This window comes from Levilactobacillus suantsaiihabitans, from assembly GCF_004745505.1.
Lineage (GTDB): Bacteria > Bacillota > Bacilli > Lactobacillales > Lactobacillaceae > Levilactobacillus > Levilactobacillus suantsaiihabitans.
The window spans coordinates 90,261-102,603 of record NZ_RKLX01000004.1; the positions used below are offsets into that span (position 1 = coordinate 90,261).

11 protein-coding genes and 2 tRNA genes are annotated in these 12,343 nt (G+C 52.3%); 2 read left to right on the plus strand and 11 right to left on the minus strand.

Annotation, left to right across the window (positions count from 1 at the left end):
* Positions 1-56 precede the first annotated feature (56 nt).
* The 4 genes from EGT51_RS03590 to EGT51_RS03605 all read right to left on the minus strand — a co-directional run bounded on the left by EGT51_RS03590 (position 57) and on the right by EGT51_RS03605 (position 3,961).
* Complete coding sequence (locus EGT51_RS03590; RefSeq protein ID WP_125575691.1) at positions 57-1,259, minus strand: phosphoglycerate kinase; 1,203 nt, start codon at positions 1,257-1,259, stop codon at positions 57-59.
* Positions 1,260-1,428: 169 nt separating this feature from the next.
* Positions 1,429-2,439, minus strand: coding sequence for a type I glyceraldehyde-3-phosphate dehydrogenase (gene gap / locus EGT51_RS03595; protein WP_135367435.1), 1,011 nt, complete (start codon positions 2,437-2,439; stop codon positions 1,429-1,431).
* A gap of 68 nt (positions 2,440-2,507) precedes the next feature.
* Positions 2,508-3,536 (minus strand): sugar-binding transcriptional regulator, encoded by a 1,029-nt coding sequence (locus tag EGT51_RS03600; protein WP_135367436.1) that lies wholly within the window; start codon positions 3,534-3,536, stop codon positions 2,508-2,510.
* A 353-nt stretch (positions 3,537-3,889) separates the two neighbouring features.
* Positions 3,890-3,961 (minus strand) — tRNA-Arg (locus EGT51_RS03605).
* 130 nt (positions 3,962-4,091) lie between these two features.
* Between EGT51_RS03605 and EGT51_RS03610 the strand changes: the two genes are divergently transcribed.
* Positions 4,092-4,691, plus strand: a complete 600-nt coding sequence (locus tag EGT51_RS03610; protein WP_135367437.1) for an ECF transporter S component — start codon at positions 4,092-4,094, stop codon at positions 4,689-4,691.
* A gap of 178 nt (positions 4,692-4,869) precedes the next feature.
* On the opposite strand, the gene EGT51_RS03615 is transcribed toward EGT51_RS03610, so the two are convergent.
* The 3 genes from EGT51_RS03615 to EGT51_RS03625 all read right to left on the minus strand — a co-directional run bounded on the left by EGT51_RS03615 (position 4,870) and on the right by EGT51_RS03625 (position 6,223).
* A tRNA-Arg gene (locus EGT51_RS03615) sits at positions 4,870-4,941 on the minus strand.
* An 86-nt stretch (positions 4,942-5,027) separates the two neighbouring features.
* Entirely contained in the window at positions 5,028-5,771 is a 744-nt protein-coding gene (locus EGT51_RS03620) for a LiaF transmembrane domain-containing protein (protein WP_135367438.1), read from the minus strand.
* Positions 5,772-5,776: 5 nt separating this feature from the next.
* Positions 5,777-6,223, minus strand: a complete 447-nt coding sequence (locus tag EGT51_RS03625) for a LytTR family DNA-binding domain-containing protein (protein ID WP_135367439.1) — start codon at positions 6,221-6,223, stop codon at positions 5,777-5,779.
* A 447-nt stretch (positions 6,224-6,670) separates the two neighbouring features.
* Here EGT51_RS03625 and clpP point away from each other — a divergent pair, with 447 nt between their 5' ends.
* Positions 6,671-7,267 carry an ATP-dependent Clp endopeptidase proteolytic subunit ClpP gene (gene clpP, locus EGT51_RS03630; protein ID WP_043022142.1) on the plus strand — a complete coding sequence of 199 codons (597 nt, stop codon included), beginning with the start codon at positions 6,671-6,673 and terminating at the stop codon, positions 7,265-7,267.
* 169 nt (positions 7,268-7,436) lie between these two features.
* On the opposite strand, the gene whiA is transcribed toward clpP, so the two are convergent.
* The 4 genes from whiA to EGT51_RS03650 form a co-directional block, all read right to left on the minus strand.
* Positions 7,437-8,375, minus strand: a complete 939-nt coding sequence (whiA, locus tag EGT51_RS03635; RefSeq protein ID WP_135367440.1) for a DNA-binding protein WhiA — start codon at positions 8,373-8,375, stop codon at positions 7,437-7,439.
* Positions 8,376-8,377: 2 nt separating this feature from the next.
* Positions 8,378-9,391 (minus strand): gluconeogenesis factor YvcK family protein, encoded by a 1,014-nt coding sequence (locus EGT51_RS03640; protein ID WP_135367441.1) that lies wholly within the window; start codon positions 9,389-9,391, stop codon positions 8,378-8,380.
* Positions 9,388-10,272, minus strand: coding sequence for an RNase adapter RapZ (rapZ, locus tag EGT51_RS03645; protein WP_135367442.1), 885 nt, complete (start codon positions 10,270-10,272; stop codon positions 9,388-9,390). The genes EGT51_RS03640 and rapZ overlap by 4 nt, the downstream gene beginning before the upstream one ends.
* Positions 10,273-10,657: 385 nt before the next feature.
* Positions 10,658-12,307, minus strand: coding sequence for an FAD-dependent oxidoreductase (locus tag EGT51_RS03650; protein WP_135367443.1), 1,650 nt, complete (start codon positions 12,305-12,307; stop codon positions 10,658-10,660).
* Positions 12,308-12,343: the final 36 nt, after the last annotated feature.

Here is a 12,343-nt window from a genome sequence, read left to right on the forward strand (position 1 = left end):
TCGATAAACTTGACCATAAAAAGCTGTGATGACAACCACCACAGCCCTTTACAAATTTACTTATCAGAAATTGCGGCAATTCCTGGTAAGGTCTTCCCTTCGAGGTATTCCAGAGAAGCGCCACCACCAGTAGAAATGTGGGACAACTTGTCAGCCACACCTAATTGTTGCACAGCGGCAGTTGAGTCACCACCACCGACAATCGTCTTGGCTTCGGTCAAAGTCCCTAAGAACTTACCGATTTCCAAGGTTCCTTCGGCGTAGTTGCTCATTTCAAAGACACCCATTGGGCCGTTCCAAACAACCGTCTTAGCAGACTTCAAAACGTCTTCAAATTCGGCAATGGACTTTGGTCCGATATCTAAGGCCATGTAGCCATCCGGCACGTCGCCTTCGACCGTCTTGTGAGGTGCATCGTTGTCAAACTTTTCAGCAACAACGGAGTCCACTGGCAAGACTAACTTGTCGCCGGCCTTGTCCAAGATTTCCTTAGCTAAGTCAATCTTATCTTTTTCAACCAGGGAGTTCCCAATCTTGATGCCCTTAGCAGCGTAGAACGTGTAAGTCATCCCACCACCGATAAGGATCTTGTCAGCCTTGGCTAACAGGTTGTCGATCACACCGATCTTGTCGGAAACCTTGGCACCACCCAAGATAGCAACGAATGGGTGTTCAGGGTTGTCAACGGCACCACCGATAAACTTGATTTCTTTTTCCATCAAGAAGCCAGCAGCCGTTTGGGCCATGTTAGCAGCGATCCCGGCGTTAGATGCGTGAGAACGGTGAGCCGTCCCAAAGGCATCGTTAACGAAGACGTCACCCAATGAAGCCCAGTACTTGCCCAATTCAGGGTCGTTACCGGATTCACGCTTAACGTATTCGCCGTCTTTGACATCTTCGTAACGGGTGTTTTCCATAACCAAAACATCGCCGTCATTCAAACCGTCAATGGCGTCTTCAAGCTGCTTGCCTTCCGTCGTTGGGACGAACGTAACTGGCTTGTTTAACAAGTTGGACAGACGTTCTGCGACTGGACGCATGGACAGGCCCGGCTTGTCGTCTTCCTTCTTGATCCGACCTAAGTGAGATAAGAGGATGGCCTTGCCACCATGTTCGATTACGTACTTGATCGTTGGTAATGCCGCAACGATACGGTTATCGTTACCAATCACACCGTCTTTGATTGGGACGTTAAAGTCGACCCGCATCAGGACTTTTTTGCCCTTTAAGTCTAAATCAGAAACTGTTAATTTAGCCAATTCTGAAATCCTCCTTGAGTAATATCTATTAAAAGATTACTTTCACAATATACAGCACTTACCTCTGAATTTCAAAGGACTTATGCAAATTTTTACAAAAAACGCAGCGAAGAAATTCCTCCCTCCGCCGCGTTCGTGAGTCTATTTAAAAGCTGTTACAACTGTCGGATTAGAGAGTTGCGAAGTGCAATAACGTCCGAACCATGTTGCAAGTGAAGCCCCATTCGTTGTCGTACCAAGCAACAGTCTTGACAAGTTGGGTGTCACCGTTAGTCGTAACTTCAGTTTGGGTTGGGTCAAAGACAGAACCGTGATCGTCATCGACGATGTCTGAAGAAACGATTTCATCGGCGTTGTAACCGAAGGCTTCGTTACCTTCAGTGTGCTTCTTCATAGCGTCGTTGATTTCGTCAGCAGTAACCTTCTTGTCCAGAACAGTGACTAATTCAGTCAAAGAACCGTCAGTCAAAGGTACACGTTGTGCATGGCCTTGTAACTTACCCTTTAAGTCAGGGATAACCAAACCGATAGCCTTAGCGGCACCAGTTGAGTGAGGAATCGTGTTAACACTGGCAGTACGGTTGTTCCGCATCTTCTTGCCGCGAGGGCCATCCAAGATTTGTTGGGTAGCAGTGAAGGCATGAATCGTGGTCATCGTACCAGCCTTGATACCGAATTCCTTGTTCATGAAGTAAGCCATTGGTGCCAAGCAGTTCGTGGTGCAAGAACCAGCAGAAACGATGACATCGTCCTTGCTTAAGACATCCAAGTTAACGCCAGGAACAACCGTCGTAACGGCACCGGCTGGAGCAGATACTAATACCCGCTTAACACCAGCATCGATGTGGGCGTGAGCCTTTTCTTCGGAAGTGTAGAAACCGGTACATTCGAGGACGAAGTCAACACCGTCGTTCTTAACCCAAGGAATGTCTTGAGCCTTTGGTTCAGCGTAAACAGGGTATTCCTTACCGTCAACCACGATGCCCTTGTCCGTAGCGGAAACTTCGCCAGGGAAACGGCCATGAGTTGAGTCATACTTCAACAGGTAAGCTAACATTGAAGGTGTCGTCAAATCGTTGATGGCAACAACTTCGATGTCACTTGAGTGGAGTTCGTGAATCCGCTTGAAAGCCAAACGGCCGATACGTCCGAAACCATTAATACCAATCTTTACAGTCATACTGTGATTTCCTCCTTCAGGAAGCAAACAAAGATAATTTTTTTAAAAAGCAATACATGTTCATTGTATCACTTTTTTAAAACAAAGTCAGCAGCACCTTCATCGGTAATTAACCAAGTCTGTGCTGGCGCTAAACGCATGTAAGCCGCAATCGCAGCCCCCTTCTCGGCACCGCCAGCAACGGCGATGACTAATTGTTTAGCGGCTAAGTCGCCAATTTCCAACCCAATACGGGGGAACTTGCTGACGACGTGGCCCTGGTCATCGTAGAAATAACCAAAGGCCTCACCCACGGCGTGTGCTGCCGATAAATCGGCAATCACGTGCGGATCCATGTGGCGCCGCTCGGCCATGACAAAGGCCTGACCGATACCGTGAATGACCACGTTGCTTTGCGCAATCAGTTGTAACACTTCGTGGATCGCTGGTTCCGCAAATAACGATTTGTAGGTGGCACTGTTCAGCTGCTCCGGCACGTACAACTGCCGAAACGCGCTGTTGGTGTGTTCGGCCATGGTGGCCGCCACCGTGTTGGCCTGAATGGCCGGCGACTCGCCGACCCCGCCACGCGCCGGAACGAATAACAGGTCCCGGTTTGCAGCCAAGGCAGGCGTCAAGGCGTCCGCCACCGTGGCCAGCGTGTGGCCGCCCATGACGGCGACCGTGCTGTGACCACCAGGCATCTGGTCCATCAAGACCTGTCCGGCCGCCTGGGCCAAGCCATCGAGCGAGCCGTTTGCTGCGGTACTGTCCCCCGGCACAATCGTACAGTGGGCAATGCCCAAGCGTTGTGCCAGTTCACGTTCCTGCTGCTGCCGGCCGGCCAAGTCATTCATGACTGGCGTTAGGCCGCGCAGGACCCGTTGACCAGCGGCCGTGATCTGCATCCCCCGGATAGACATTTGGATAAAGCCCAAGTCTGCCAAGGCATCCGTGGTCGTCCGCACCGTGCGCTCGGAACACGCCAGCTTTGTTGCTAGCGTCCGCCGACCCACGGGCTGGAGGCGGGCAACGCCCTGCAGAACACGGAAGCGGCTGGTCAGTTTTCCGACCATCTGGGGCATAATCGCATCTACCCACTGCCAATCTTCATGCATCCTGCTTACCTCCTAGTGGGACGATAATCGACCTATGGTGGCTGATAAACGCCCACCCTGGTCAAAAAATTTAAGGCCAACCAGAGCCAACCTTTTACGATTAATAGTATAAGCCCATGCTCGCCCTTTAGCAAGTAATTCAGACCGTTAATTTATGTAAGCCCTTACAATAGAAGAAACGCAAAAATTTTGACCGCTGGCCACACCGGATTGCGTGGCCACTGGGGAGCAATCCGGTGTGGCGCACGTTTCAGCTAGGGAAGTGACGCGAACAATCCGGGGGTTGTCCCAGGCGCAAAAAAATCGCCGTCACACGGTAACCCGTGGACGACGACTTTTTTGCTTTTATTTGATGCGCCCGGAGGGAATCGAACCCCCATTTCAAGAACCGGAATCTTACGTGCGATCCATTACACTACGGGCGCATAAAAATTGTTATGAACAACACCTTGACTACTATAACTGATTTTGAATAAAAATACAAGGTAGTTTGGCATTTTTCTCCCGGAATTCATGCTATAATGACGGCATTAACTTTTCCTGGAGGTTTTCGCAATGACGCGACACAAGACTTTTCGCCTGGTCGTTGACGCATTATTAATGGCGATTATTTTATTGCAAAATATCATTCCGTTTCTCGGCTACATCCCCCTCGGGCCTTTCAGCATGACCCTAATTGGTCTAACGGTCATCGTGGCTGGGACCGCCTTGGGCCCCAAGGATGGCATGGTGATTGGTGGCTTTTGGGGGCTGATCACCTTCGTTCGGGCCTTCACCTGGCCGTCTAGTCCGGTCGCCCCGCTGATCTTTACCAACCCGTTGATTTCCATCCTGCCACGCTTACTCATGGGGCTGGTAGCTGGTGGGCTATACACCTGGGGTCGTCACCGCCAGTGGTCCCAGCGCCGGGCCATGCAGGTCGCCGCGGGTTGTGCCGCGTTGGTCAACACCTTGTTAGTCCTCGGCTTGGTCTTTTTCTTCTACCAGACGCCAGCCGTGGCTACCGCGTTTGGCGCCAAGGGCAATCAAACGCTGGGCTACGTCTTGATGATTTCGCTGCTGACCAACGGGATTCCCGAACTGATCTTGGATGTGCTGGTGGCACCGCTGATTGCCCGTCCCCTGCGTAACCGCTGGGATCGGCTCAAGGCTTAGTTTTGCTTAACAACGGGTCGCCATACTATCTCAATAACAACCAGTTCAGCCTAGATGACGATCACTGTCTGGCCGGACCCGCTCACAATCTAATCACTAAACGCATGCGTTCCCGAACCTGGTGAACGCATTTTTTGGACGAAAAAAGCCGCAACCACGAACGGTTACGACCATCTGATGCGCCCGGAGGGAATCGAACCCCCATTTCAAGAACCGGAATCTTACGTGCGATCCATTACACTACGGGCGCCTATCAGCATCAGTATTTTTGAGCACCTAATTACTATACCTGATGCTGAATATAAATTCAAGGGGTCGTTGCAAATTTCTTCCGGATTAAACGTAAATCAGCGTGACCCCACCGAAGGACACGTTACCGTGAATCGAGACCCGGGGCGCCGTTGGGTCGGGCTTAGCGGTCCCCTTTTCTTCGATGGCACCAAAGCCAGTGTTAATGTTGTGATGCACGTTCCAATGCTTGGGAATAAACAGCTCCGTTCCACCGAAGGAATCATCGATCACGATGTCGGCCCCGTCCGGATTGACCGTAACGTTGTCAAAGTAGACCTTGGCATTGCCCATGTTGACTTTGATCACAGCGCGTTTGAAATCCAGCGACTGCAGGTAGCGAATGCTGCTACTCATGTTGACGTCGACCAAAATTTCGGACTCGTCTAAGTCTTGCACGTCCTCTTCTTCCCAGTCGTGGTCGTGCCACTTATGCTGATGCCAGTCCTGGCCGTTGACAATGACCCGTGGGCCGTGATGGTGCCAGCGCCACCGCGGCTTAATGATCAGCGACAGCCCCGCCGTCAGCAGGACCGCGGCCCCCAGAATCGTCCACGGTGCCAAAGCAGCGATTCCCAGCGGCTTAGCGAAGATAATCGCCAGAAAGGCCAGTGAGAAGACCATCCCGCCTGTGGCCAGGTGAATCAGACTTTCCACGAAGGCCGCCACCAAGAACATCGCCAACAACAACGTCCAAAAACCAATGTGGTAGGTGAAGATGCCCAGTTGGCTGGTAATTAAAATACCGGCCGCCAAAACCAGGAAGACACCCCAAAACCAATTTCGATACATAAGACTTACCCCTCTCGTTCTAGTGCCTCTTTCAGCGCCTTATAGTAGCGCCGCGACACGTAAAGTTGTTTGTGTGATTTCTGAAATTTGACCAAATTCCCCGTGACGGACTTGGTCAGCGATAGGATCTGGTCACGATTGAGGATGGCGGATTTGGAAGCCCGTTGGAAGGTAGTGGGCAACGCGTCGGCCAGCTCATACAAGGGTTGCCGCGTCACGTAAACGTCGTCGGCCGTGTGGACCATGACCTGATGATCCGCCGCCTCTAGAAATAAAATGTCACCGACCACCACCTGAAAGCTTTGCCCACGCTGGCGCAACGTTAAGCGTTTTGCCGCCGTGGTCGCCGCCTCTAGTGCCGCCACCAACTGGCTCACGTCCGTATTGGCTGCCGCACGAATGGTCACGTCCGGCTCGACCGCCGTTTCATCAATTACCACGTGGATTTTCAAATCACCACCCCCTTTCGTTGTTTTAAGTAAACCATACCCACCGCCAAAAATAAATATCGATGACGTGACTGGTCAGCTAACTGGCGTAAGCGGTCGATTAAGTTGGGTGAGCGTCCCTTCTGACCGGATGAAACGTATCCAATCACCGGATTGGCGTTGGCCGCCTGCCGTTCGCCCACTCGGGTCGTGACACGTGGTGAGCGGGCCACGCCCCTATTTTAAAAAACGCTTCCCCCTGCTCACAGCGTTCACTGACTTAGCACTCCCCCCAGTCGACTGACAGAATACGTGACGTTTGGCCAAACTCTGTTATGATGGTTTTAGTTAATCGGTTCTGGTCTAAATGGTAAGTCATATTGTTTGACCTACTTTGACCATAGCGGTACACTAACAACATGTTAGCGAAACGCTAGCCATTCAATAGTTAATAAGGGAGGCTATCTAGTCATGAATTTAGTACCAACAGTTATTGAACAATCATCCCGTGGCGAACGGGCCTATGATATCTATTCACGACTCTTAAAAGACCGGATCATTATGTTATCTGGCCCAATTGAAGATGACATGGCAAACGCCATCATTGCGCAACTGCTCTTCTTGGACGCTCAAGACTCCACTAAGGACATTTCGCTGTACATCAACTCACCAGGTGGTGTGGTTTCTTCCGGCTTGGCCATTTACGATACCATGAACTTCATCCAATCCGACGTACAAACGATTACGTTAGGGATGGCAGCTTCCATGGCCAGTGTCTTGGCTTCATCCGGGACTAAGGGCAAGCGTTTTGCATTGCCACACGCCCAAGTCATGATTCACCAACCATCCGGTGGTGCACAAGGGCAACAAACTGAAATTGAAATTGCCGCGCGTGAAATTTTGAAGACGCGTGAATTGATCAACAAGATTTTGGCTGAAAACTCAGGTCAACCCGTTGAACGTCTGAACCAAGACACTGAACGGGACAACTACTTGAGTGCGCAAGAAGCCGTTGATTATGGTTTGATCGACCACATCATGACCAACAGTAGCGAACAAAAGAAGTAAGCCTCGTATTAAAAATAGCACCAGCCCAGCTTGGGTTGGTGTTATTTTTTTGTTTAAAGCTGGGGGTAGCCATACTGCTGGTTCACCCGCACGCGCAATGAATCCCTATCTGGTCATCTCGCCTTAAAAAAACGGCGCCCAGCACCAATAGCTGAGCGTCGTTTTTGCTTTACGCCGTGGCTTCTTCACGAAGCTGTTTAGCGTAGTCATTGATTTTCCGTAAACGGTGATTGATACCGGACTTGGAAATGGGACCACCGGGAACCAGATCGCCCAATTCCTTTAGGCTCACTTCTTGGTGCGCCATCCGGGCTTCGGCGACCTCGCGCAACTTGGTTGGCAGTTGGCCTAAGCCGACCGTGGCCGCGATAAACTGAATGTTATCGATCTGCCGCGTTGAAGCGTTGGCAACCTTATCCAGGTTGGCGTTTTCACAGTTCACCAGCCGGTTGACTGAGTTACGCATGTCGCGCATGATGCGGACGTCTTCGAACCGCAACATGGCCGTGGTAGCGCCAATCAAGGACAAGAAGTCGGCAATCTTTTCTGCCCCCTTCAAGTACGTGATGTAGCCACTCCGGCGCACGATGGTCCGGGCGTTCAGGTCGTAGCGATTCATCATTTCCGCAATCATCTGGTTATGCTCCTCGTATAGGGAGTAAATTTCCAAGTGGTAGCGGCTGGTTTCGGGATTGTTGACGGACCCACCGGCCAAAAAGGCCCCCCGCAAATAGGAACGAACCCGCATGTCATCGTTTAAGATCTCAGCCGGGACAGATTCCAACAGCTGCATCCCGTCAAAGATACCTAGGTCGGATAAGACTTCCGTCACACCGGTCTTGACCCGCACGATGTACAGGTTGTTTTTCTTGAGTTTCATCTTGCGCCGCACCAACAATTCACTTTCCAAATCGTAGAATTGCTTGAGCAACTGGTACATCCGCCGGGCAATTGCCGGGTTTTCCGTCTGTACGTTCAAGACGAAGTGATGATTGGCCAACCCTAAGGCGCCGTTCATCCGAATCAAGGCAACCAATTCCGCCTTGGCATTATCCCGATGAACTTCCAGGGTGGTTAATTCTTTTTTGACTTCACTGGCATATGACACCGTTAAGGCCTCCGTTTCATCCGATAACGTGGCTGCCCAATCAGGTTCAAGAGTTCATGCACGACCTCTTGCCCGTTGTGGAACGCCCCGTTATCACGTAATTGTAAAAAGTCGGTCGAAATGACCCGGCACCCCTGATTTCGGAGTCCCTGAAAGTCATGTCGCACCGGTTGAGACATTTCGTCCCAGCGTTGGTAATCAATGTATTGGTCGGGCACTTTGCGTGTGTTGACCAAGACCGTATCAATAAAGTTCGTGTTTAAGTGCTGATTCAACACGCGCACGTGATCGGCGTCGGTGAAGTTCTCCGTTTCACCCTTTTGCGTCATGATGTTGCAGATGTACACGACCTCCGCCGTCGTTTCCTTGACTGCTTTGCCGACGCTTTCAATCATCAGATTGGGCAGAATGCTGGTAAATAAGCTCCCCGGTCCCAAGACGATTTGGTCGGCGTTCATAATGGCGTCGATCACCGGTTGAACGGCTTGTGGCTGCTGGTGATGGTCACTGGTTTCGACCCACACCCGTTTGATCAGTTTGTGGGCGGCCGTGATTTCCGACTCGCCACTCAGGGTACTGCCATCCGCAAATTGCGCGTGCAACTCCAACGGTTCATCGGCCGCCGGATAAATGTGGCCGTTGACCCGCATCAGTTGCGACAACTCCTGCACCGCATCAAAAATACCGCCCTTCATTTCCGACAAGGCGGCAATGATCAGATTGCCAATCGCGTGACCCGCAAAGAAATCATCCGTCGTTTCAAACCGGTATTGGAACAAGTCTTTATAAATGTCTGGGACTTCCGCCAGCGCCACCATGACGTTGCGAATATCACCAGGCGGCACCACGTTAACGTAGTGCCGAATGATGCCGGAAGACCCCCCGTCATCAGCAACCGTGACCACCGCCGTAATATCGACGTCTTGGTCGCGCAAGTTGCGTAAGATGACCGGGAGTCCGGTGCCACCGCCAATGACCACGATTTTCGGGCGGCGGCTATTATTTAGCTCTCTCATGATCGATTGGCAGACTCCTTTCGCTTGTTGATGTCACGATGGGTCACGTGGACCGGATAACTGTCCCCCAGGGCCTTGCCGAGGCGTTGCGTGAGCGCGACCGAACGGTGTTGACCGCCGGTACAGCCGATGGCAATCGTCAGACTCGACTTGCCCTCTTTTTTGTAGCCGGGCACGATGGTCTGTAGCAGGCCTAAAAATTGTTGGTAGAACTCTTCGGTCTGCGGTTGCTTCATCACGTAATCGTAGACGGGTTGGTCCAAACCGGTTTGTTCCCGCAACTCTGGCAAGTAGTACGGGTTCGGTAAGAACCGCACGTCCATCACGATGTCGGCATCGATGGGCAGACCGTACTTAAACCCAAAGGACATGACCTCGATATGAAAGGAATTTGTCGTTTCCGTTTCGTAGTTGTGGAAAATCTCTTCTCGCAACTTCCGCGGACTGAGATTGGTGGTATCGATCACCAATTGCGCCGCTTGACGAATCGGTGACAGCAATTTCCGTTCCCGTTGAATCCCTTCCATCACCCGACCGTTACGGGCCAGCGGATGGGAACGCCGCGTCTCTTTGTACCGTGACACCAATTCTTCGTCAGAGGCATCCAAGAACAGTACCTGGGCATTCATGGTACCGTGGACCGCCACGTCATTCAGCATCCGCACGATTTCATCGTAAAAGGCCCGCGAACGCAGGTCAATCACGAGGGCAATCTTGGTCAGCTTACCGGACTCGCGGACCAGGTCCCAAAATTTTGGTAGCAGCGAAGGCGGCATATTATCAATACAAAAGTAGCCTAAATCTTCAAAACTTTGCATGGCGACCGTCTTACCGGCACCACTCATCCCGGTAATGATCACCAGCCGAATATCTTCAGTCATGGCTCTCCTCTGCTCCTTTCGAAAACAATCTTTAAGCAGTATAACACACCGGGTGTTTCTTTTCCTAACAATTCTCTTAAATTTAGTCAATTTTGGTCGGTTTGACCGTTAAATTTGCTCACTGAGGCTTCTAGACCTTCGGCGTTACCGGATGGCAGTGGGGTTGACGGTGAACGGACACCGGCAATTTGTTAAGAAATCCTAAAGATTGCCGTCAAACGCTCACCAATGATCAGCGAATTTCGTTGGTACCTATGACAGGGCATTTCTCAACACCCCAGATTGCTGCTGGCCCCGGCGCACCCAATTTTTATGAGCGCCGATCCAAGTCAAAGAACAGCCTTGATCCGCAACTTCTGTTACTCTACCGCGCCATTAGATTGCCCTAGTCGTCCAACACCTCATCCGGACGGACCGTTTGGTACAGGGCAAAGCCGCCATCCAGGTTGACCACATCGAAGCCGTGTTGCTTCAAGATGCGTTCGGCCACGTAGCTCCGGTGCCCACTTTGACAGCTGACGATGTACGGTTGCTGGGGATCGAGTTCACTGAGCCGGTCGCGTAATTGGTCCAGCGGGATGTTGATGGCCATGGGAAACCGGCCAGCTGCTAATTCCGTGGGATTGCGCACGTCTAAGAGTTGCCGTCCCGCCACTTCAGCGGCTTTCAATTCGTGCCACTGGCGGTTGTCAGAGAGCCCATCCATGATGTTTTGCGCCATCTCCCCCACCAAATTCACGGGATCCTTGGCTGAACCAAATGGCGGCGCATAACTCAATTCCAATTCTGGCAAATCTGCGACGGTCAGGTGACCCTTGATGGCGGTCGCCAACACGTCGATGCGTTTGTCGACGCCGTGCCCCACCGCCTGGGCACCGTAAAGCTCCCCGGATTGCGGGTTAAACAGCAATTTTAGCAGCAAGGATTGCGCCCCTGGGAAGTAATCGGCGTGGTCACTGCCGCGGTAATGGACCGCCTTATAGGGCAGCTGTTGGGCCTGTAAGGCGGCCTCATTTAACCCCGTCATGGCAGCCGCCGTGTCAAAGACGCGCACAATGGCGGTCCCCACACTGCCACGGTTGTGATGCGGCAAGCCAATGAGATTATCGGCGACTTGTCGCCCTTGCCGATTGGCAGGTGAGGCTAGGGAAATCAGCGCTGGATGTCCACTGACCTGATTACGAACCACGATCGCATCCCCCACGGCATAGACGTCCGGCGCGCTGGTTTGATATGTCTCATCCACTTCAATGCCACCGCGCAAGCCCAAGTGAATACCGCTGGTTGCCAAAAAGTCTGTCGCTGGCCGGACACCCACGGCTAAGACGATTTGGTCCGTTTGAACTTGCGTCTCGTCGGCTAAGACTAACGTTCGACCATTATCGCGGACGCTAGCCACGGCCTGCCCTGTGATGACCCGCACTCCCTGTTGCGTCAAGGTGTGTTGGATGTCCGCCGCCATTTCTTCATCCAGTGGTGGTAAGACGTGGGTTGCCTGTTCCACGACCGTAACGGCCAACCCCCGCCGGCGCAAGGCCTCCGCCATTTCTAGGCTGATGAAGCCACCGCCGACCAGTGTCACGGTCCGGGCCCCCGTCGTACTTAATTTCGCCATCAAGCGGTCCAGATCCGGGATGTTGCGCAAGACGCTCACGTTGGGCGCCGTTGCCAGTCCAGGAAGATCCGGGACCACCGGCACGGCTCCGGGTGCTAAGATGAGCTTGTCGTAGCTCTCCGTAACCGTTTGCCCGGCGACCTGGACACTGAGTTGATGCTGGTCGGGCACCACCGCAGTGACCCGTTGATTGACCCGCACGTCGATATTGAACCGTTGCTTGAGTTTGGCCGGTGTCTGAACAATCAAATCAGCGCGGTCCTGAATTTCACCGCTCAAATAGTATGGTAACCCGCAGTTGGCAAACGACACATAGGGCCCTTGCTCCAACACGATGATCTCAGCCGTTTCGTCTAGCCGGCGTAACCGCGTGGCCGCAGACATGCCGCCCGCGACGCCCCCTACAATCACAACTTTCATGACTAAGCTCCTTCCATGATCCGCTTCTAGAACGTT